Below are 20,107 nucleotides of genomic sequence, written 5' to 3' on the forward strand. Positions count from 1 at the left end.
TCCCGCCGGCCCGCTCTACAACAGCGAAAGGAGAAGCGTTCATGAGCTCCAAGGAAAACGCCGCCGTCAACCAGCTTTTCGAGAAACTCGAGTGCCGCTATGCGCTGCGCGTGCTGTGGGCCCTGCGCGACGGCCATCCGCAGACCTTCCGCCTGCTGCAAGACAGCGTGGGCGGCATCACGCCCAACACGCTCAACACCCGCATCAAGGAACTACGCGAGGCCGGCCTGCTGGACCACGGCAGCGACGGCTACACCGTCACCCCCGTGGGGCAGGACCTGCTCAAGCGTCTGTCCGACGTGCAGGCCTTCGCCACGCGCTGGGCCGCGGCGCGCGCGAAGAAGTAAGGCGCCCTGCGCTCCCCCGCCAGCCCGCCCCGTGCGGGTTTTGGTCTTTTTGGGCTCCAGCGCTTACCAAATAAGCGTAGGCAGCTATCATTTTTGAAACACACCAAGGAATCACCATGGCCTTCACCACCACCGCCTCCGGCCTGCAGTACGAAGACACCGTCGTCGGCGACGGCGCGGAAGCCGCGCGCGGCCAGTCCGTGCGCGTGCACTACACGGGCTGGCTCTACAACGACGGCCAGCAGGGCGCCAAGTTCGACTCCAGCCGCGACCGCAACGACCCCTTTGAATTCCCCCTGGGCGCCGGCATGGTCATCAAGGGCTGGGACGAGGGCGTGCAGGGCATGAAGATCGGCGGCCAGCGCACGCTGATCATTCCCGCGGCCCTGGGCTACGGCGCGCGCGGCGCGGGCGGCGTGATCCCGCCGAACGCCACGCTCAAGTTCGACGTGGAACTGCTGGCCGTGGGCGCCTGACGGCCCCTGCACACCACGCACCGCCGGCCGTCGGGCCGGTGGCGCCCGCCACGCAAGCGCGTGGCGCTCTTTATTCAATAGCAGCCGGTTGTGCCTGGGCCTTGCGCCCCGCGCGCCACGCACCCAGGATGGCGATCAGGCCCGGGATGAAGATCATGGCCCAGATGATCTTGTCCAGGTGCTGCTGCACCCATGCCAGGTTGCCGAAGAAGTAGCCCGCCGTGCAGATGCCCATCACCCACAGCACGGCGCCGCCCACGTTGTAGGCCGTGAACTTGCCCCGCTCCATGGCGGCCACGCCCGCCACGAAGGGCGCGAAGGTGCGGATGAAGGGCATGAACCGCGCCAGCACGATGGTGATGCCGCCATAGCGCTCGTAGAACGCATGGGCCTGGTCGAAGGCCTTCTTGTTGAACCAGCGCGAGCTTTCCCACTGGAACACCTTGGGCCCTAAATGCCGCCCGATGCTGTAGTTGCACTGGTCGCCCAAAATGGCCGCCACCAGGAGCACCGCACAGGCCAGCGGAAAGCTCATCAGCCCCGCCCCGCTGAGCGCGCCCACCACGAACAGCAGCGAGTCGCCCGGCAAGAAGGGCATGACCACCACGCCCGTCTCCACGAAGACGATGATGAACAACAGCGCATACACCCAGGGGCCGTAGCTGGCGACGAAGGCCGCCAGGTGCTTGTCCACATGCAGGATGAAATCGATCAGGAACTGAATAACTTCCACAACACAAACCTTTGTTCTTTGGCCGCCCCCGGGGCACGCCGCGCCGTAATGTACCCCCGCGTCCAAAGCCCCCGAGGCGCCCCGGCCGGCCCTGCGCGGGCGCGCGCCGGTCACAGTTGCTTGCAACAGGCAACACGAGTACGGCAAGCCTGGCAATTGCTAACAACTTCTCGCAACTGGCAACCGGGAACACCGCACACACTTCACGGTCTGCCGGCACAGTGGCGCCATGAACCCGGTGCGCCACTGTCCGCGCCCGCTCCCCCAACCCCGATCGAATTGAAGGAATAGCCCCATGAACACGCCTCGCACAGCCCTTGGCCGCGCCCTCGTCACCGCCACGCTGCTGGCCGGCGCCCTGGCACTGGGCGGCTGCGCCAGCCGCCCGACCAACGCCCAGATCGGCACCGGCGTGGGCGCCGTGGCCGGCGGCCTGATGGGCAGCGCCCTGTTCGGCTCCACGCTGGGCACCGTGGGCGGTGCGGCCGCCGGCGCGCTCATCGGCAACGAAGTGGGCAAGAACAACGACCGCGGCCACCGCCACCGCCACTGAGCCAGCCGCCCATGGCCCGCGCCTAGAATCGCCCGGTGACCGCACAGCCCACCGACACTGCCTCCCCGCCGCGCCGCCCGATCCGCGACCTGCCCGACGAACTCATCAGCCAGATTGCCGCGGGCGAGGTGGTGGAGCGCCCCGCCTCCGCCGTGCGCGAACTGGTGGACAACGCGCTGGATGCCGGCGCCACCCAGATCACCGTGCGCCTGCTGGCCGGCGGCGTGCGCCTGATAGCCGTGGAGGACGACGGCTCGGGCATCCCGCAGGAAGAGCTGCCCGTGGCCCTGCGCCGCCACGCCACCAGCAAGATCACCAACCTGAACGACCTGGAGTCGGTCGGCACCATGGGCTTTCGCGGCGAGGCGCTGGCGGCCATCGCCTCGGTGTCGGAGATGGCGCTGCTGTCGCGCACCGCGCAGCAAGCCAGCGCCTTCCTGCTGGACGCGCGCAGCGGCGAGCTGCGGCCCGCGGCGCGCAGCCAGGGCACGACGGTGGAGGTCAAGGAGCTGTTCTTCTCCACCCCCGCGCGGCGCAAATTCCTCAAGACCGACGCCACCGAGCTGGCCCACTGCGTGGAGGCCGTGCGCCGCCACGCGCTGGCCCGGCCCGACGTGGGCTTTGCCATCTGGCACGAGGGCAAGCTGGTGGAGCAGTGGCGCGCCACCCTCGCGCCCCACACCCAGGTGGACGAGGCCGCGCTGCAGAAGGCGCTGGAGCACCGCCTTGCCGACGTGCTGGGCGAGGACTTCATCCGCGACTCCGTGCCCGTGCACCGGCGCCTGGGCGCCGTCACGGTGACGGGCCGCGCCGGCCTGCCGGACGCGGCCCGATCGCGCGCCGACCAGCAGTTCTGCTACGTGAACGGCCGCTTCGTGCGCGACAAGGTGCTGACGCACGCCGCGCGCAGCGCCTACGAGGACGTGCTACACGGCCAGAAGCAGCCGGTGTATGCGCTGTACGTGCAGATCGACCCGCAGCGCGTGGACGTGAACGTGCACCCGACCAAGATCGAGGTGCGCTTTCGCGACAGCCGCGAGGTGCACCAGGCCGTGCGCCACGCGGTCGAGGACGCCCTGGCCGCACCGCGCGCCCAGGCCCTGGCGGCGGCCGCGCCGCCCGCGGCCTCCGCTGCATCACCGCAGGGAGAATCAGAGCCCAACAGGCCTCTAGCGCCCGTGTGGCAAGCGCAGGCAGCTATCAAATTAGAAGAACGCGGCGGCCACAAGGTGTCCGACCTTCAGGCGCTGTGGGGCAGCCCCGCCGCACCACAGCCCGCCGCGCCCCCGGATGCGGCGCTGCCGGCCTCTGCGGCCCCCATGGCCTGGGCGCCGCAGCCGGCCGCCGTGCCCCCCACCACCTCCGCAGGCGCGGACGACGCGCCCTCCTGGCCGCTGGGCCGCGCGGTGGCCCAGCTCCACGGCGTGTACATCCTGGCCGAGAGCGCGCAGGGCATGGTGGTGGTGGACATGCATGCGGCGCACGAGCGCATCGTCTACGAGCGCCTGAAGTCGCAGGTGGACGGCAGCGCGCGCATCGCCAGCCAGCCCCTGCTGATCCCCGCCACCTTCGCCGCCACCCCCGAGGAAGTGGCCACGGCCGAGGCCCATGCCGACACGCTGGGCATGCTGGGGCTGGAGGTCGTGCCCTTCTCGCCGCGCACCCTGGCCGTGCGCGCCGTGCCCACCACGCTGGCGCAAGGCAACCCGGTGGAGCTGGCGCGCAGCGTGCTGGCCGAACTGGGCCAGCACGACGCCAGCACGGTGGTGCAGCGCGCGCACAGCGAGATCCTGGCCACTATGGCCTGCCACGGCGCGGTGCGCGCCAACCGCCGGCTCACGCTCGACGAGATGAACGCCCTGCTGCGCCAGATGGAGGTCACTGAGCGCTCCGACCAGTGCAACCACGGCCGCCCCACCTGGCGCCAGCTCACCCTGAAAGAGCTGGACGCGCTGTTTCTGCGCGGGCGCTGAGGCGCCCCACCCCATCCACCCTGCCGGCACGGGGGCACACCCTTCGCGCCACCTTCGGCATCCGCGCATGGCCGCCCCGCCAGGGCGCCGTGCGTGCGCGCGCCCGCAGCCGACGGGCGCCGAAAGCCCCCACGGGCCGCCCTTGTGGCCCACGCCCAACAGCACCAAAAGTGAGCAATAAAACGCACCAGCAAGGCGCATGGAGCGAGAAAACCTGCCCCATCCAGGGGAACACCGTCCAACACAGTGCATAACCACATGTCTTTTTGACATAATCCGATGCTGCATTGCCGCATAGCCACATTTTTTCGAGCAGAAAGTCCCGTCATGAAGCACAAATCCGTGGGCCAATTCCTTGAACAGGTTGCCCAGCGCAACCCCGGCCAGCCCGAATACCTGCAAGCCGTGACCGAGGTCATGGAAAGCCTCTGGCCGTTCATCGAGAAGCACCCGCGCTATGCCGAACAGGGATTGCTGGAGCGTCTGGTCGAGCCCGAGCGCGTGGTGATGTTCCGCGTCTCCTGGTTCGACGACCACGGCAATGTGCAGATCAACCGCGGCTACCGCATCCAGCACAGCATGGCCATCGGCCCCTACAAGGGCGGCCTGCGCTTCCACCCCTCGGTGAACCTGTCGGTACTGAAGTTCCTGGCCTTCGAGCAGACCTTCAAGAACGCGCTCACCACCCTGCCCATGGGCGGCGGCAAGGGCGGCTCGGACTTCGACCCCAAGGGCAAGAGCCCGGCCGAAGTCATGCGCTTTTGCCAGGCCTTCGTGACCGAGCTGTTCCGCCATGTGGGCCCGGACACCGACGTGCCCGCGGGCGACATCGGCGTGGGCGGCCGTGAGGTGGGCTTCATGGCCGGCATGTACAAGAAGCTGGCCAACAACGCCGCCAGCGTGTTCACCGGCAAGGGCCTGGCCTTCGGCGGTTCGCTGATCCGCCCCGAGGCCACGGGCTACGGCACGGTGTACTTCGCCCAGGAAATGCTCAAGACGCGGGGCCGCTCGTTCGACGGCCTGCGCGTGTCCGTGTCGGGCTCGGGCAACGTGGCGCAGTACGCCGTGGAAAAGGCCATGGAACTGGGCGCCAAGGTCGTGACGGTGTCCGACTCCAGCGGCACCATCATCGACGAGGACGGTTTCACCCCCGAGAAGCTGGCCATCCTCATGGATGTGAAGAACCACCACTACGGCCGCGTGAGCGACTATGCCGCCCGCACCGGCGTGCGTTTCGAGGCCGGCGTGCGCCCCTGGCATGTCAAGGTGGACGTGGCCCTGCCCTGCGCCACGCAGAACGAGCTGGACGAGAACGACGCCCGGACGCTGATCGAGAACGGCGTGCTGTGCGTGGCCGAGGGCGCCAACATGCCCTCCACGAACGAAGCCGCCAAGGCCTTCGAGGCCGCGGGCGTGCTCTACGCTCCGGGCAAGGCCAGCAACGCCGGCGGCGTGGCCACCTCGGGCCTGGAGATGAGCCAGAACGCCATGCGCCTGTCGTGGACGCGCGAAGAGGTGGATGCCCGCCTGCTGCAGATCATGCAGGGCATCCACGCCGCCTGCCTGAAGTACGGCAAGCGCGAAGACGGCAGCGTGAGCTACATCGATGGCGCCAACGTGGCCGGTTTCGTCAAGGTGGCCGACGCCATGCTGGCACAGGGCGTGGTCTGATGCCACGCAGGGTGGGCAAACGGGCTGCGGCCCATGCGCCCGCCCGATCCGCCGGGGCGCGGGTACCCGCGTCAGCGGTTGGCCGACAGCAGCAGGCCGCCCGCTCCCATGAAGAAGCCCCCTGTGGCGCGGTTCAGCCGCACCACGGCACGCGGGGTGCGGATCCAGCGGCGGATCTGCAGGCCGCAGGTGGCATAGACGGCCGTGGCCACGAACTCCGCCAGCAGATAGACCGTCCCCAGCACCAGGAACTGCCGCGCCGCAGGCTGCCCGGGGTCGATGAACTGGGGAAAGATGGCGGCGAACAAGATGACGGCCTTGGGGTTGGTGATGCCCAGCAGGAACTCCTGGGCGATCAGCGCCCTGAGCGGCGCGCGCACGGGCACCGGGGCATGCTCCTCGCCGTCGATCAGCTCCGCACCGCCAAACGCGCGGCTGCGCCAGGCACGCCAGCCGATCCAGAACAGGTAGGCGGCCCCCGCCCATTTCACGGCCGTGAAGGCCGCCTCGGACGCCAGCAGCATGGCCCCCAGCCCCACGGCCGAGATCGTGAGGAAGATGGCAAATGCCGCCACCCGCCCCAGAGTGGCCACCAGGGCCGCCCCCACTCCGGCACGGATGCCGTTGTTGAGCCCGCAGAAGTTGTTGGGGCCAGGCGTGAGCGCGATGGCCACGGCGACGGGGGCGAACAGGAGAGCTTCCACGACGGGACTCCTAGGGCTGACGGTGAATGAGGTGCGCCAGTTTATTCCGGCAGCGCCATTGTGCGCCGCCAGGGCAGATTGCCCAGCGTGTCGTAGTGCGCGATCACCACGGCCCGCGCGGTGTTGCTGGCCTCGCGCACCAGCGCCTCTTGCAGATAGGCGATCGAGGCCTTGTCGAGCGCCGCCACGGGTTCGTCCACCAGCGTCAGCGGTGCGCCGCTGGCCAATGCCGCGGCCAACAACACCTTGCGCTGACTGCCGGCCGACAGCTGGTGCATGGCCTTGTGCAGATGCGGCGCCAGCCCGAATCCGGCCACATGGGCGCGCCATTGCGCGTCCGACCATTGCCCGTGGCGGGTGGAGAGCTCCGTGGCCCAGTCTTCCGGCGAGACCGCTTGCGGCCAGGGCGCGCGCGGGTCACGCCAGAACACCTGCGCACGGTACCGCTCTGGCTGGGCGGCCACGTCCGTACCGCCCAGCACCAGGCGCCCCGACTGTGGCGCACAATCGCCCGCCAGCAAGCGCAGCAAGGTGGTCTTGCCCGTGCCGTCGGAGCCCTGGATCAGGGTCAGACCGGCAGGAAGGTCCGCGCTCCACTGCGCGAACAAGGGCCGTCCGGGAAAGCCATGGCACAGCCCCTGCACCTGAAGCACCGTGGGCACCGCCGCATCGTTCCTTGGCAACATGGATAGGTCTTCTTTCATTTTCTTTCGCGCCCGAACCACGGGCCGCCTGATGTCATGACATTGCATTTTCTTGAGTTTGACTACAGCGAGGATGCCGAAGGCACCTGCACCTGGGACGCGATCGCCAGCGCCCCCGCCGAGCGGCTCATGGAACTGCAAGGCGAGATCATCGCCGTGCTGGCATGGGCCCACGCGGAATGTGGCGCGCTGCGCGGGCCTGTGGAGGCCGGCGGCCTCTGGGACTATGACCTGCAGTACGAGCGCGATGGGCACCCCCTTCTGGCCATCGACTATGACCATGCGGCACGGCAGCTGCGGCCAGCGCCGCAGGCCCTGCCGGGCGAGCGGGTCACGCTCACCCTGTCGCTCAGCACAGGCTCGGCCTTCGCCGAGGCCTTTGGCGCCCGCTTCGGCACCAACTGAGGCGGCTGCAGCCACGCGCTCGCACAGGCACCGCGGCTTCTACACTCCAGCGCATGGCCATCGATCCTTCGCGCACCGTTGGCAGGCCCCGCTCGCTGCGCGGCCTACTGCCCTTCCTGCGGCCCTACACCGGGCGTATCCTCTGCGCCGTCGCGTGCCTGCTGCTGGCCGCGCTGGCAACGCTGGCCTTCCCGATCGCGCTGCGGCAGCTGGTGGACGGCGCGATCCTGGCGGGCACGCAAAGTGATCGCACCGGTGCCCTGCAGCGACATTTCGGACTGCTGTTCGGCGTGGCCGTGGCACTGGGGCTGTTCTCTGCGACACGCTACTACCTCATGAGCTGGCTGGGTGAGCGCGTGACGGCCGACCTGCGCAACGCGGTCTATGCCCATGTGCTGCACCAAAGCCCCGAGTTCTTCGAAACGACGCAGACCGGCGAGGTGCTGTCGCGCCTCACGGTAGACACCACGCTGGTGCAGACCGTCGTGGGATCGTCCCTGTCCATGGGCTTGCGCAATGCGGTGCTGGGCGCCGGGGCATTGGGCATGCTGATCTGGAGCAATCCCTACGTCATGTCGCTGGCGCTTGCCGCCATCGTGGTGATCGTGTTGCCGTCCATGTGGATCGGCCGGCGCGTGCGCCGCCTGTCCCGCGCCAGCCAGGACCGCGTGGCCGATGCAAGCGCCATCGCCGCGGAAGTGCTGGGGGCAATCCCCGTGGTGCAAAGCTATGCCGCAGAACCGCGCGAGGCGGAGCGCTTCGCACGGGCCACCGAGAACGCCTTTCGCACCGCCATGCGCCGCAGCGGTGCACGAGCGGCGCTCATGGCCTTCATCATCGTCGCCAATGCCGCCCTGCTGCTGTGGGGGCTGTACCTGGGCACGCAGGCCGTGCTGGCCGGCACGCTCTCTGCCGGCCAGTTGGGCCAGACCATTCTCTACGCCATGTTCCTGGCCGGTGCCGTGGCCGTGCTGGGCGAGGTCTATGGCGACCTGCTGCGCGCCGCCGGCGCCATGGAACGGCTCATGGAGCTGTTGGCGACGCAGCCCGCCATCCACGCGCCATCGCAGCTCCCCGCGGCACCGCCATTGCACCCGTTGACGGTGCGGTTTGAGCACGTGGATTTTGCCTACCCCTCGCGTCCGGAACGGCCGGCGCTGCACTCCTTCGACCTAGAGCTGAAGGCCGGGGAAACGGTGGCACTCGTGGGCGCCAGTGGTGCCGGCAAGACCACCGTGTTCCAGTTGCTGCTACGCTTCTACGACGTAGGTGCGGGCCGGATCACCCTGGGGGACACAGATTTGCGTCACATGGATCCACGGGCGCTGCGCGACCACATCGCCATCGTGCCGCAAGATCCCGTGATCTTCTCCGCGTCGGCGCTGGAAAACATCCGCTATGGACGGCCGGAGGCGACACGGGAAGCCGTGGAGGCGGCTGCACGAGCCGCGTTCGCACACGACTTCATCCTCGCGCTGCCGCAGGGCTACGATAGCTTCCTGGGCGAGCATGGCGTGCGCCTCTCGGGTGGCCAGCGCCAGCGCATCGCCATTGCGCGAGCGCTTCTGAAAGATGCGCCCGTGCTGCTGCTCGACGAGGCCACCAGCGCACTGGACGCGCACAGCGAGCGTAGCGTGCAGCAAGCTCTGGACGCTGCCCTGCGCGAGCATTCACGCCAGCGCATCACCCTGGTCATCGCCCACAGGCTAGCCACGGTTCAGCATGCCGACCGCATTGTGGTGCTGGAGCACGGAAGCATCGTTGAGCAAGGCCGACACGCTGACCTGGTGCGTGCTGGCGGAAGCTATGCGCGGTTGGCCGCGCTGCAGTTCAGCGGGTGAGCCAAGGCGAACGCAGATCTCCCGCCCTTCGCGTCACGGCTTGCGCGCAGCCTATTGCAGCGGTTCCTTGGCGGCCTCTGGCAGCAGCAACGGCAGCACGGCGATGCCTTCGTCAAGAAGCTCTGCCGTCTCCTGCGGGGTAGCTTGCCCACGGATGCCGCGCTCTTCGATCTCCCCGTAGTGCATGCGGCGAGCCTCGGAGGCAAAGCGGCCACCCACATCCTCGGTGCGGGCCATGATCTGCCGCGCCATATGCAGCCAAGCGCCTTGCAGGGCCTGGGGCATGCCCTCGGGCCCTTGCCCGGCAGGCGCCTGCGGCGCGGGATCGACCTGCTTGTTGCTGGAGGGAGTGGAGGCTCGCAGATTCAGGCGAGGGGCACTCAGCCCCTTGCGAATCTCGGCACTGCCGCACAGAGGGCATTGCACCAGCCCCCGTGCATGCTGGCTCTGAAAGTCGTCCTCGGAGCCAAACCAGCCCTCAAAGGAGTGGCCGCCGTCGCAGAACAGATCAAGGACCTTCAAGGCGGAACCCCCCTTCAGTCCGCGTCCGTACTCCGCCCTCTGCGGCGCATCAGGTAGCGGTACACGAAGCCGGGAAAGGCTAGCGTGATGAACAGGGCCGCCGTGATGGCATAGAACTCCCAGCCTTGGGGTGCAATCTGCCCGGCCCGCTTCTCAATCAGCAACGCCAGGCCACCCACCAGGAAATACAGCAGCAGGAGTTCCAGGGCGCGCATGAAGAATGACTTGCCGTCCTTGGCCCTCGGACCCACGACCAACCACCGTTCATTAAGGAACGGCAGGTTGGCCGCCACGAACGCGGCCACGATCACGAGCCAGATGGCGCCAGCCTGTGTCATGGCAGAGTTCGCTGGCCTGTCAGGTGGCCAGTGCGCGCACGATGGCGTCGGCGCACAGCGCCATCAGGCCACCGGGCAGCAGGCCCAGGATCAGCACCAGCGCGCCGTTCACGGTCAGCACGACGCGCACGTCCAGCGGAGCGGAAACGCGGCTCGCCGTCAGCGGTGCGTCGAAGTACATGACCTTCACCACACGCAGGTAGTAGAAGGCGCCGATCAGCGACATCATCACGGCGAACACCGCCAGGGCGATATGGAACACTCCGCCCGACGCCACCAGCGCCTGGAGCACGGACAGCTTGGCGTAGAAGCCCACCAGCGGCGGGATGCCGGCCATGGAGAACAGGCACACTGCCATCACACCGGCATACAGGGGGCTGCGCTGATTGAGGCCCGCCAGATCTGCAATCTCTTCGCTCTCGAAGCCTTCACGAGCCAGCAGCAGAATCACACCGAAGGCCGCCAGCGTGGTCAGCACATAGGTCACCACGTAGAACATGGCCGAGCTGTAGGCATTCTCGACGGCGTTGGCGTCGACGTTGCCATGCACCACGCCCGACATCAGCCCCAGCAGCACGAAGCCCATCTGCGAAATGGTGGAGTAGGCCAGCATGCGCTTGAGGTTGGTCTGCATGATGGCAGCCAGATTCCCCACCAGCAGCGAACCGATGGCCAGCACAGCCAGCATCTGCTGCCAATCGATGGCCAATGGCAGGAGACCATCGACCAGCAGGCGGATGACCATGGCAAAGGCCGCCAGCTTGGGCGCGCTACCGATGAACAGCGTCACCGCGGTAGGTGCGCCCTGGTACACGTCAGGCACCCACATGTGGAACGGCACGACACCCAGCTTGAACGCCAGACCGGCCACGACGAACACCAGGCCGAACACCAGCACCTGGTGGCGGATCTGGCCCGCATTGATGGCCTTGAACACCTGGCCGATGTCCAGCGAGCCCGTGGCACCGTAGAGCATGGACAGGCCATAGAGCAGGAAGCCGCTGGCCATGGCGCCGAGTACGAAGTACTTCATCGCAGCCTCGGTCGCCGTCGTGTGGTCGCGACGCAGAGCCACCAACGCATAGCTGGACAGCGTGAGCAGTTCCAACCCCAGGTAAATCACCAGGAAGTTGTTGGCAGAAATCAGCGCGAACATGCCCAGCAAAGCCAGCATGGTGAGCGTGAACAGCTCGCCACCGCGCAGCATGTCTCGGTCTGCCGCATAGGGACGGCTGTAAACGAGCACGACCATCGTGGCCACGGTGGCGAAACACTTGAGCCAATTGCCCATGGCGTCGCTGACCACCATGTTGCCCCAACCGTAGAACGTGTTGCCGCTGCTGGCATACATGGCCTGCAACGCCGCCACCACGGCCAATGTGAGCATGGTGAGCACATAGGTTCCCGTGCGGCGGGCACTCGTCACGCCCAGGTCCACCAGCGCAATAACGCAGGCCATGACCAGCAGCACGATCTCTGGATAAATCGCCAGCCAGCTGATGTTGTCAATCATCTCGTATCTTCCGGTTCAGTCTGGTCAGTTGAGCTTGGATTGCGCCACATGCTTGAGCAGTTCGGCCACGGACACATCCATCACGTCCGTGAAGGGCTTGGGATAGATGCCCATGTAGAGCACGGCAATCGCCAGCAACCCCAGCACGAGGAACTCGCGACCGTTGATGTCGGTCAGGCCACGCACGTTGTCATTCGTCACGGGGCCCAGGTACACGCGCTTGTACATCCACAGGGTGTAGCTGGCACCCAGGATCAGCGCCATGGCCGCGCCCAGGCCGATCCAGAAGTCGAACTTCACGGCTGCGATGATGACCATCCACTCGCCCACGAAACCGGCCGTCGCGGGCAGACCGCAGTTGGCCATCGCGAACAGCAGCGCGAAGGCGGCAAACTTGGGCATGGTATTGACCACGCCGCCATAGGAAGCGATCTCGCGGGAATGCACGCGGTCGTACAGCACGCCGATGCACAGGAACATGGCGCCAGAGACGAAGCCGTGGGCAATCATCTGGATCAGGCCGCCCGACACACCGATGTCGTTGAAGACGAAGAAACCCAGCGTCACGAAGCCCATGTGGGCCACGGATGAATAGGCCACCAGCTTCTTCATGTCTTTCTGCACCATGGCCACCAGACCCACGTAGATCACGGCGATCAGGGACAAGGTGATCATCAGCCACGCCCATTCGTGCGAAGCATCGGGGGCAATGGGCAGCGAGAAGCGCAGGAAGCCATAGGCCCCCAGCTTCAACATGATCGCAGCCAGCACGGCGGAACCGCCGGTGGGCGCCTCCACGTGCACATCGGGCAACCAAGTGTGCACCGGCCACATCGGCACCTTCACGGCAAAGGCCGCGAAGAATGCGAAGAACAGCAGGGTCTGCGCCGTGGCGGACAGGGGCAACTTGTGCCATGTCGCGATATCGAAGCTGCCGCCCGATTGGTTGTACAGGTAGATAAACGCGATCAGCGTCAGCAGCGAGCCCAGCAGCGTGTAGAGAAAGAACTTGAAGGCTGCGTAGATCTTGTTCGGGCCGCCCCAGATACCAATGATCAGGTACATGGGAATCAGTGTGGCCTCGAAGAACACGTAGAACAGCATGCCGTCAAGCGCGCTGAAAACACCGATCATCAGGCCCGAGAGAATCAGGAACGCCCCCATGTACTGGTTCACCCGCTCGGTGATCGACTCCCAGGAGGCGATCACCACGATGACGGTGATAAAGGCTGTCAAAGGCACGAACCAGAAAGCGATACCGTCCACTCCCAGGTGGTAGTAGACGTTGAAACGCTCGATCCACATGGCCTTCTCGACGAACTGCGCCGCAGCGCTGCTGTTGTCGAAGCCCCCGATCAGCGGCACGGTGACCGCCAAGCCGATCAAGGCACCAATGAGGGCCAGCCAACGAACCGCGCGCACATGCTCGTCACGCCCCAAGGCCAGCAACAGGGTGCCGAATGCGATGGGCACCCAGATGGCAAGACTCAACAAACCCATTTTTCTTTTTCTCCTACTTGTTGAGCCACACGAAGTACGTCATGAGTGCAAACACCCCCAGGATCATGACCAGCGCATAGTGGTAGAGGTAGCCGGACTGCATCCAGCGCACCATGGCGGCGATGCGCCCCACCAGCTTCCAGGAACCGTTCACGATGGCGCCGTCGATGACGCCCTGGTCTCCGCCCTTCCACAGAGCGATCCCCAGGCCGCGCGCGCCGCGCGCGATGATGTTCTCGTTGATCCAGTCGAGGTAGTACTTGTTCTCGAACAGCGTATAGATGGGCTGGAAGGTGCGCTTGATCGCCGCGGGCACCGCCGGATTGACCATGTACATGTAGTACGCCGCCGCGACACCCGCAAGCCCCAGCCAGAACGGTGCCGTCTGCAGGCCATGCGCCGCCATTCCCAACGGGCCGTGGAAAATCTTCGCCAGTTCCGCCATGGCAGGGTGCTTGGCTGCGTCCACAAAGATCACATCCTTGAAGAAGTCGCCAAACAGCATGGGCTCGATATACATGAAGCCGATGACGACGGAGGGGATTGCCAGCAGGATCAGCGGCACCGTCACCACCCACGGGGACTCGTGCGGCTTGGAGTGATCGTCGCGGTGGTGATGAGGATCAGGCTCCTCGTCGGAGGCATGGTGTGCATCCGGGTTCTGGTCGTAGCGCTCTTTGCCATGGAATACCAGGAAATACATGCGGAACGAGTAGAACGCCGTCACGAACACCCCCGCCAGCACGGCAAAGTGGGCGAAGCCTGCGGCAGGCAAGGTGCTGGCGTGCACGGCTTCGATGATGCTGTCCTTGGAATAGAAGCCCGAGAACAGCGGCGTGCCGATCAGTGCCAGGGAGCCCAGCAGCGAGGTGATCCAGGTGATTGGCATGTACTTGCGCAGCCCTCCCATCCAGCGGATGTCCTGGTTGTGGTGCACGCCCATGATGACCGAACCGGCGCCAAGGAAAAGCAGCGCCTTGAAGAAAGCGTGCGTCATCAGGTGGAACACGGCCACGGAGTACGCCGATGCGCCGAGCGCCACGGTCATATAGCCCAGCTGCGACAGGGTCGAATAGGCAACCACACGCTTGATGTCGTTCTGGATGATGCCCAGAAAGCCCATGAACAGCGCAGTGATGGCACCGATCACCAGGATAAAGTTCAAGGCGGTATCCGACAGCTCAAACAGCGGCGACATGCGCGACACCATGAAGATGCCCGCGGTCACCATGGTGGCCGCGTGGATCAGCGCCGAGATAGGCGTGGGGCCTTCCATCGAATCGGGCAGCCACACATGCAGTGGGAACTGTGCGGACTTCCCCATCGCGCCGATGAACAGGCAAATGCAGATCACCGTGATCAGCATCCACTCGGTTCCGGGGAAGACGATGGTCCCAAGCTCACCCGCCTTGCCGAAGATCTCGCTGTAGTTGAAAGTACCGGTGTAGGCAGCGATCAGACCAATACCCAGGATGAAGCCGAAGTCACCCACCCGGTTCACCAGGAAGGCCTTCATGTTCGCAAAGATGGCGGTCTGCTTGTTGAACCAGAAACCGATCAACAGGTAGGACACCAGGCCCACAGCCTCCCAGCCAAAGAACAGCTGCAGCAGGTTGTTGCTCATCACGAGCATCAGCATGGAGAACGTGAACAGCGAAATGTAGGCAAAGAAACGGTTGTAGCCGTCATCCTCTTCCATGTAGCCGATGGTGTAGATGTGCACCATCAGGGACACGAAGGTCACCACGCACATCATCATGGCCGTGAGACTGTCGATGAGAAAGCCCACCTCCATCTTCAGGCCACCTACCACCATCCATGTGTAGATGGTTTCGTTGAAGCGCGCCCCATCCAGCGCAACGCTCTTGAGCGTCATCGCGGACAGCACGAAGGCGATCAGCACGCCCAGGATGGTCAGCGAATGCGAAAGACGGCGGCCGATCCAGTTACCACCGAACGCCGTGCCGAAAATGCCGGCTAGCAGGGAGCCCGCCAGCGGTGCCAAGGGCACTGCCAGCAGCATCGAAGCAGAAAGGGTTTGACTCATTCTTGAGAACCTTGCAAGTACCGGTGATCCCTCAACCCTTGAGGGTGTTGAGGTCTTCCGCGTCAATGCTGGACTTGTTACGGAACAGCAGCACCAGGATGGCCAGGCCGATGGCTGCCTCGGCAGCAGCCACCGTGAGGATGAAGAACACGAACACTTGGCCGTGCATGTCGCCCAGGTAGTGCGAGAACGCCACGAAGTTGATGTTCACGGCCAGCAGCATCAGCTCGATCGCCATGAGCAGCACGATGAGGTTCTTGCGGTTCAGGAAAATACCGATCACCGCCAGGGCGAACAGCATGGCCCCCAGCGAAAGGAAATGGCCCAGCGTCGGTGTCATTGCTTCTTCTCCTCAGCCGAAGTTGCGGGAGCGGCCTCGGCAACCGCCTGTTGGGTCACAGGCAGTTGAACCATCACCACCCGATCATGGGCCCGCACGCGGATCTGGTCGGCCGGATCAATGGCCTTCGAGTCCTTGCGCTGACGTAGCGTGAGCGCGATGGCGGCGATCATGGCAACCAGCAGGATGACTGCCGCCACCTCCACCGGATACAGGTATTCCGTGTAGAGCAGCTTGCCCAAGGCCTTGGTGTTGGAATAAGGCACGACCTGTCCCGCTGCATCGACCATGGCGGCGACCGCCTTGGGCTCCTCCATGCCGCGGAAACCCGTCATCAGCACGGCTGCCATCTCGAATGCCACCAAGGCTCCGATGAAGGCCGCGAGCGGAAAGTGCTTCCAGAAGCCCTTGCGCACCGCGTCAATGCGTATGTCCAACATCATCACGACGAACAGGAACAGCACCATCACGGCCCCCAGGTACACGAGCACCAGCGTAATGGCGAGGAATTCCGCCTTCAGCAAGAGCCACACGCCGGCGGCCTGCGAGAAGGCAAGAATCAGATGCAGCACGGCATGCACGGGGTTGCGTGCCGTGATCACTCGGAAGGCCGCATACAGCAGCACTGCCGAGAAGAGATAGAAGAAACCAGTATTGGCGTCCATGAATCGGGTCTTTTCAAAAGGTCAGGCGTGGTGCCCGATCAACGGTACTTGGCGTCCGCGGCCTTGGCCGCCGCGATCTCGGGCTCGTAGCGATCGCCAACGGCCAGCAGCATGTCCTTGGTGAAGTACAGGTCGCCGCGCTTCTCGCCGTGGTATTCGAAAATTTGCGTTTCCACGATGGAGTCCACCGGGCAGCTCTCCTCGCAGAAGCCGCAGAAGATGCACTTGGTCAGATCGATGTCGTAGCGCGTGGTGCGGCGCGAACCGTCGTCGCGTGCATCGGACTCGATGGTGATCGCCAGCGCCGGACAGACCGCCTCGCACAGCTTGCAGGCAATGCAGCGTTCCTCGCCGTTTTCATAGCGGCGCAGTGCATGCAGGCCACGAAAGCGCGGCGACAGAGGTGTCTTTTCTTCGGGAAACTGGACCGTGACCTTGCGACGGAAGGCGTAGCGCCCCGTCAGGGCCATACCCTTGGCCAGTTCCCAGAGCATGAAGCTCTTGAAAAAATCCTTGATAGAAAAGGATGCAGGAGCAACAACAGCAGCCATGGATGTCCCCGCTTACTTCCAGATGTTCCAGGGCGACAGCAACCATGCGCCCACGATCAGCAGCCACACCAGGGTGACCGGAATGAAAATCTTCCAACCCAGACGCATGATCTGGTCATAGCGGAAGCGCGGGAACGTGGCACGGATCCAGATGAACATGGAGACCACCATGAACGTCTTGATGCCCAGCCAGATCCAGCCCGGGATGAAGCTCAGGACCTCAAGGGGCGGCAGCCAACCGCCGAGGAACATCACCACGGCCAGGATGGACACCAACCACATGCTGGCGTATTCGGCCAGGAAGAAGATGGCAAAGCCCATGCCCGAGTACTCGACCATGTGGCCGGCCACGATTTCCGCCTCGCCCTCCACCACGTCAAACGGATGGCGATTGGTTTCGGCGACGCCCGAGATCAGATAGACCACGAAGATGGGCAGCAAGGGCAGCCAGTTCCACGACAGGAAGTTCAGCCCCATGCCGGCCATCGTGCCGCGCGCCTGGCCCAGCACGATCTCTGTCAGGTTCATGCTGCTCGAAACCATGATGACGACCAGGAAGCAGAAGCCCATGGCGATTTCATAGCTCACCATCTGCGCCGATGCGCGCAGCGCACCCAGGAAGGCGTACTTGGAGTTGGACGCCCAGCCCGCGATGATCACGCCATAGACCTCGATGGAGGTGATGGCCATGAAGAGCAGCAAGCCTGCGTTGATATTGGCCAGCGCTACATCGGGGCCGAAGGGCACGACGACCCAGGCTGCCAATGCCGGCATGATGGCCATCACCGGGCCCAGGTAGAACAGGCCCTTGGCCGCGGCCGTGGGCTGGATCAGTTCCTTGGTGAGAAGCTTGACGCCGTCTGCCAGCGGCTGCAGCAGGCCGAATGGGCCCACCCGGTTGGGGCCCAGGCGCACCTGCATGAAGCCCAGCAGCTTGCGTTCCCACAGGGTCAGATAGGCCACTGCGCCCATCAGCGGAGCGACTATGCAGACGATCTTGAGCAGGTTCCAGATCACGGGCCAGGCCACGCCGGTCCACCACCCGGCCGCGACCAGGTTCAGGCCTCCGTTGTAGATTGCGTCGATCATGCGACGGCTCCTTCACGTGCCGCGTGCGCGTCGGCGGTCAGTTGCAGCGATGGTGCGCGACGCACCAGGCTGTCGAGCTGATAGATGGCAGCCACGGCGGGTTCGGCGCAGTCGCCGCCGGCCACTTGGATCTCGGCCGCGGTGGCATTGCTCAGGCGTTCGGCAGGCAGGCTGGTGCATTCACCCGCCGGCTTGCCTGTGGCAGCCGCCAGGACATCCTGCGAAGTCTCGTAGTCCATGCCCTGCAGGCCCAGCAGATTGCCGAGCACTCGCAGCACCTTCCAGGCCGGACGCGCCTCGCCAGACGGCTTGACCACGGCATGGAAGCTCTGCAGGCGGCCTTCCGCATTGACGAAGCTGCCCGATGTCTCCGAGAACGGAGCGATGGGCAACAGCACATCGCTGAATTCCAGGTTGGTCTTGAACGGGCTCAGGGTCACCACCATGTCCACCTTGGCCAGGCCTTGTGCGGCCGCGGTGCCCAAGGCAGAGTCGTGCGTCGGCTCGGTATTCAGCAACACCGCAGCCTTGAGGTTACCGGCCAGCATCTGGACGGCGTTCAGCCCTCCCTGCCGCGGCTGTGCGCCCACAAACTGCGCTCCCACCGTGTTGGCCGCCTCGGTCAGATAGCCCACGGAGGCACCCGTCTGCGCGCCGATCCACTGGGCCAGTGCCAGCAGGCTCGACGCCTGGGCGTGGTGCGCCGCGCCGTTGCCCAACAAGATGGCCTTGCGCTCGCCGGCCAGCAACGAAGCCGCGATGGCACGCGCCTCGGCACGGGCATTCGACTGCACCGGCGCGGAAACGCCCTTTTGCTCGGCCACGGCCGCAGCCACCTCGGCCAGCGCAGCGCCCCAAGCTGCCGCAGGTGCCAGCACGGAGTTGGCGAGGGGCATGGCCCAATCATTTGCTACCGTATTGATAGCACTTACCGCACATCCATGGCGTGCTGCTTGCCGAATTCGCTGTGCAAACAGCGGATGGTCCTTGCGCAGGTTCGAGCCCACGACCAGCACGGACTGCAGCTTGCTCAGGGAAGCGATCGAGGTCCCCAACCAGCGCACGCCTTCTGCCTTGCCGAACTCGGCATTACGCAGTCGGTAGTCGATGTTGTCGCTGTCCAAACCACGCACCAGTGCCGCAGCCAGGAACAGCTCCTCCACGGTGCTGTGCGGGCTCACCAAGGCACCAATGCCCTGCGCGCCGTGTTCCGCCTTGATGCCCTGCAGGCCGTTCGCCACATATTCCAGTGCCGTCTGCCAGTCGACCTCTTTCCATTCACCGCCCTGCTTCAGCATGGGACGGGTCAGACGGTCGGCAGAGTTCAACGCCTCATAGGAGAAACGGTCGCGGTCGGCAATCCAGCATTCGTTGACGTCTTCGTTCTCGAACGGAACGACGCGCATCACCTTGTGGTTCTTGACCTGGACGATGAGATTGGCACCCGTGGAATCGTGCGGGCTGACGGACTTGCGGCGCGACAGCTCCCAGGTGCGGGCGCTGTAGCGGAAGGGCTTGCTCGTCAGTGCACCCACAGGGCACAGGTCGATCATGTTGCCCGAGAGTTCGGAGTCGACCGTATCACCGATCACCGTGGTGATTTCCGAGTGCTCGCCACGGTGAACCATGCCGAGCTCCATCACGCCGGCGATTTCCTGACCGAAACGCACGCAGCGTGTGCAATGGATGCAACGGCTCATCTCCTCCATGGAAATCAGCGGCCCGACATCTTTGTGGAACACCACGCGCTTTTCCTCTTCGTACCGAGAAGAGGAACCGCCATAGCCCACGGCCAGGTCTTGCAGTTGGCACTCGCCCCCCTGGTCGCAGATGGGGCAATCCAGCGGGTGGTTGATGAGCAGGAACTCCATCACCGACTGCTGGGCCTTGATGGCCTTCTCGCTCTTTGTGCGCACGATCATGCCTTGCGTGACCGGCGTGGCGCAGGCAGGCATGGGCTTCGGCGCTTTCTCCACGTCCACCAGGCACATACGGCAGTTGGCAGCGATGGAGAGCTTCTTGTGATAGCAGAAATGGGGAATGTAGGTACCCACCTTTTCGGCGGCATGCATCACCATGCAGCCCTCGGTGACTTCTACCTTCTGCCCGTCCAGTTCGATTTCAACCATATGCTT

At 65.1% G+C, this 20,107-nt stretch carries 20 protein-coding genes; 7 read left to right on the forward strand and 13 right to left on the reverse strand.

Annotation, left to right across the window (positions count from 1 at the left end; translation table 11 throughout):
* The first annotated feature begins 41 nt into the window (after positions 1-41).
* Together BP68_RS08280 and BP68_RS08285 are read left to right on the forward strand one after the other, a co-directional pair.
* Complete coding sequence (locus BP68_RS08280) at positions 42-347, forward strand: winged helix-turn-helix transcriptional regulator (RefSeq protein WP_496370545.1); 306 nt, start codon at positions 42-44, stop codon at positions 345-347.
* A gap of 116 nt (positions 348-463) precedes the next feature.
* Positions 464-823 (forward strand): FKBP-type peptidyl-prolyl cis-trans isomerase, encoded by a 360-nt coding sequence (locus BP68_RS08285; RefSeq protein WP_496370547.1) that lies wholly within the window; start codon positions 464-466, stop codon positions 821-823.
* Positions 824-893: 70 nt separating this feature from the next.
* Here BP68_RS08285 and BP68_RS08290 read toward each other — a convergent pair whose 3' ends face one another.
* Positions 894-1,556 carry a DedA family protein gene (locus BP68_RS08290; RefSeq protein WP_496370549.1) on the reverse strand — a complete coding sequence of 221 codons (663 nt, stop codon included), beginning with the start codon at positions 1,554-1,556 and terminating at the stop codon, positions 894-896.
* 295 nt (positions 1,557-1,851) lie between these two features.
* Here BP68_RS08290 and BP68_RS08295 point away from each other — a divergent pair, with 295 nt between their 5' ends.
* The 3 genes from BP68_RS08295 to gdhA all read left to right on the forward strand — a co-directional run bounded on the left by BP68_RS08295 (position 1,852) and on the right by gdhA (position 5,753).
* Positions 1,852-2,109, forward strand: coding sequence for a YMGG-like glycine zipper-containing protein (locus BP68_RS08295; protein WP_496370551.1), 258 nt, complete (start codon positions 1,852-1,854; stop codon positions 2,107-2,109).
* Positions 2,110-2,144: 35 nt separating this feature from the next.
* Entirely contained in the window at positions 2,145-4,082 is a 1,938-nt protein-coding gene (mutL, locus tag BP68_RS08300) for a DNA mismatch repair endonuclease MutL (RefSeq protein ID WP_496370553.1), read from the forward strand.
* Between the two features lie 327 nt (positions 4,083-4,409).
* The gene (gene gdhA / locus BP68_RS08305; RefSeq protein WP_496370555.1) at positions 4,410-5,753 is read left to right on the forward strand and encodes an NADP-specific glutamate dehydrogenase; all 1,344 of its coding nucleotides are present in this window, start codon (positions 4,410-4,412) and stop codon (positions 5,751-5,753) included.
* A 71-nt stretch (positions 5,754-5,824) separates the two neighbouring features.
* On the opposite strand, the gene BP68_RS08310 is transcribed toward gdhA, so the two are convergent.
* Together BP68_RS08310 and BP68_RS08315 are read right to left on the reverse strand one after the other, a co-directional pair.
* Positions 5,825-6,457 (reverse strand): LysE family translocator, encoded by a 633-nt coding sequence (locus BP68_RS08310; protein WP_496370557.1) that lies wholly within the window; start codon positions 6,455-6,457, stop codon positions 5,825-5,827.
* Between the two features lie 41 nt (positions 6,458-6,498).
* A complete protein-coding gene (locus BP68_RS08315) occupies positions 6,499-7,143 on the reverse strand; it encodes an ABC transporter ATP-binding protein (protein ID WP_496370559.1) in 645 nt (214 codons plus the stop codon).
* A gap of 54 nt (positions 7,144-7,197) precedes the next feature.
* On the opposite strand from BP68_RS08315, the gene BP68_RS08320 reads away from it, so the two are divergent.
* Both BP68_RS08320 and BP68_RS08325 read left to right on the forward strand, forming a co-directional pair.
* On the forward strand, positions 7,198-7,566 hold the full coding sequence (locus BP68_RS08320) for a hypothetical protein (protein WP_496370561.1): 369 nt from the start codon (positions 7,198-7,200) through the stop codon (positions 7,564-7,566).
* Positions 7,567-7,619: 53 nt separating this feature from the next.
* Complete coding sequence (locus BP68_RS08325; RefSeq protein ID WP_496370563.1) at positions 7,620-9,407, forward strand: ABC transporter transmembrane domain-containing protein; 1,788 nt, start codon at positions 7,620-7,622, stop codon at positions 9,405-9,407.
* 51 nt (positions 9,408-9,458) lie between these two features.
* On the opposite strand, the gene BP68_RS08330 is transcribed toward BP68_RS08325, so the two are convergent.
* From BP68_RS08330 to nuoG, 10 genes are read right to left on the reverse strand one after another with little or no spacing between them, the layout of a single operon-like run.
* On the reverse strand, positions 9,459-9,929 hold the full coding sequence (locus BP68_RS08330; protein WP_496370565.1) for a DUF1178 family protein: 471 nt from the start codon (positions 9,927-9,929) through the stop codon (positions 9,459-9,461).
* A gap of 14 nt (positions 9,930-9,943) precedes the next feature.
* Positions 9,944-10,267 carry a DUF2818 family protein gene (locus BP68_RS08335; RefSeq protein WP_496370567.1) on the reverse strand — a complete coding sequence of 108 codons (324 nt, stop codon included), beginning with the start codon at positions 10,265-10,267 and terminating at the stop codon, positions 9,944-9,946.
* A gap of 19 nt (positions 10,268-10,286) precedes the next feature.
* Complete coding sequence (nuoN, locus tag BP68_RS08340) at positions 10,287-11,780, reverse strand: NADH-quinone oxidoreductase subunit NuoN (protein ID WP_496370569.1); 1,494 nt, start codon at positions 11,778-11,780, stop codon at positions 10,287-10,289.
* 24 nt (positions 11,781-11,804) lie between these two features.
* A complete protein-coding gene (locus BP68_RS08345; protein ID WP_496370571.1) occupies positions 11,805-13,280 on the reverse strand; it encodes an NADH-quinone oxidoreductase subunit M in 1,476 nt (491 codons plus the stop codon).
* Between the two features lie 13 nt (positions 13,281-13,293).
* Positions 13,294-15,327, reverse strand: a complete 2,034-nt coding sequence (gene nuoL, locus BP68_RS08350) for an NADH-quinone oxidoreductase subunit L (RefSeq protein ID WP_496370573.1) — start codon at positions 15,325-15,327, stop codon at positions 13,294-13,296.
* A 31-nt stretch (positions 15,328-15,358) separates the two neighbouring features.
* A complete protein-coding gene (nuoK, locus tag BP68_RS08355; RefSeq protein ID WP_496370575.1) occupies positions 15,359-15,667 on the reverse strand; it encodes an NADH-quinone oxidoreductase subunit NuoK in 309 nt (102 codons plus the stop codon).
* Positions 15,664-16,332: an NADH-quinone oxidoreductase subunit J gene (locus BP68_RS08360; protein WP_496370577.1), complete on the reverse strand. Its 669-nt coding sequence runs from the start codon at positions 16,330-16,332 to the stop codon at positions 15,664-15,666. The genes nuoK and BP68_RS08360 overlap by 4 nt, the downstream gene beginning before the upstream one ends.
* A 38-nt stretch (positions 16,333-16,370) precedes the next feature.
* On the reverse strand, positions 16,371-16,883 hold the full coding sequence (gene nuoI, locus BP68_RS08365) for an NADH-quinone oxidoreductase subunit NuoI (protein ID WP_496370579.1): 513 nt from the start codon (positions 16,881-16,883) through the stop codon (positions 16,371-16,373).
* 12 nt (positions 16,884-16,895) lie between these two features.
* Complete coding sequence (gene nuoH / locus BP68_RS08370) at positions 16,896-17,972, reverse strand: NADH-quinone oxidoreductase subunit NuoH (protein ID WP_496370581.1); 1,077 nt, start codon at positions 17,970-17,972, stop codon at positions 16,896-16,898.
* A complete protein-coding gene (gene nuoG / locus BP68_RS08375; protein ID WP_496370583.1) occupies positions 17,969-20,101 on the reverse strand; it encodes an NADH-quinone oxidoreductase subunit NuoG in 2,133 nt (710 codons plus the stop codon). Before nuoG ends, nuoH begins: the two co-directional genes overlap by 4 nt.
* Positions 20,102-20,107 lie beyond the last annotated feature (6 nt).

It is taken from the genome of Diaphorobacter oryzae DSM 22780, assembly GCF_059568935.1.

What these genes read in the sequence shown, in the direction of transcription:
- BP68_RS08280 (WP_496370545.1), top strand. Translation starts at nt 42, where the DNA reads ATGAGCTCCAAGGAAAACGCCGCCGTCAACCAGCTTTTCGAGAAACTC.
- BP68_RS08285 (WP_496370547.1), top strand. Translation starts at nt 464, where the DNA reads ATGGCCTTCACCACCACCGCCTCCGGCCTGCAGTACGAAGACACCGTC.
- BP68_RS08295 (WP_496370551.1), top strand. Translation starts at nt 1,852, where the DNA reads ATGAACACGCCTCGCACAGCCCTTGGCCGCGCCCTCGTCACCGCCACG.
- gdhA (WP_496370555.1), top strand. Translation starts at nt 4,410, where the DNA reads ATGAAGCACAAATCCGTGGGCCAATTCCTTGAACAGGTTGCCCAGCGC.
- BP68_RS08315 (WP_496370559.1), bottom strand. Translation starts at nt 7,143, where the DNA reads ATGTTGCCAAGGAACGATGCGGCGGTGCCCACGGTGCTTCAGGTGCAG.
- BP68_RS08320 (WP_496370561.1), top strand. Translation starts at nt 7,198, where the DNA reads ATGACATTGCATTTTCTTGAGTTTGACTACAGCGAGGATGCCGAAGGC.
- BP68_RS08325 (WP_496370563.1), top strand. Translation starts at nt 7,620, where the DNA reads ATGGCCATCGATCCTTCGCGCACCGTTGGCAGGCCCCGCTCGCTGCGC.
- BP68_RS08335 (WP_496370567.1), bottom strand. Translation starts at nt 10,267, where the DNA reads ATGACACAGGCTGGCGCCATCTGGCTCGTGATCGTGGCCGCGTTCGTG.
- nuoN (WP_496370569.1), bottom strand. Translation starts at nt 11,780, where the DNA reads ATGATTGACAACATCAGCTGGCTGGCGATTTATCCAGAGATCGTGCTG.
- BP68_RS08345 (WP_496370571.1), bottom strand. Translation starts at nt 13,280, where the DNA reads ATGGGTTTGTTGAGTCTTGCCATCTGGGTGCCCATCGCATTCGGCACC.
- nuoL (WP_496370573.1), bottom strand. Translation starts at nt 15,327, where the DNA reads ATGAGTCAAACCCTTTCTGCTTCGATGCTGCTGGCAGTGCCCTTGGCA.
- nuoK (WP_496370575.1), bottom strand. Translation starts at nt 15,667, where the DNA reads ATGACACCGACGCTGGGCCATTTCCTTTCGCTGGGGGCCATGCTGTTC.
- BP68_RS08360 (WP_496370577.1), bottom strand. Translation starts at nt 16,332, where the DNA reads ATGGACGCCAATACTGGTTTCTTCTATCTCTTCTCGGCAGTGCTGCTG.
- nuoI (WP_496370579.1), bottom strand. Translation starts at nt 16,883, where the DNA reads ATGGCTGCTGTTGTTGCTCCTGCATCCTTTTCTATCAAGGATTTTTTC.
- nuoH (WP_496370581.1), bottom strand. Translation starts at nt 17,972, where the DNA reads ATGATCGACGCAATCTACAACGGAGGCCTGAACCTGGTCGCGGCCGGG.
- nuoG (WP_496370583.1), bottom strand. Translation starts at nt 20,101, where the DNA reads ATGGTTGAAATCGAACTGGACGGGCAGAAGGTAGAAGTCACCGAGGGC.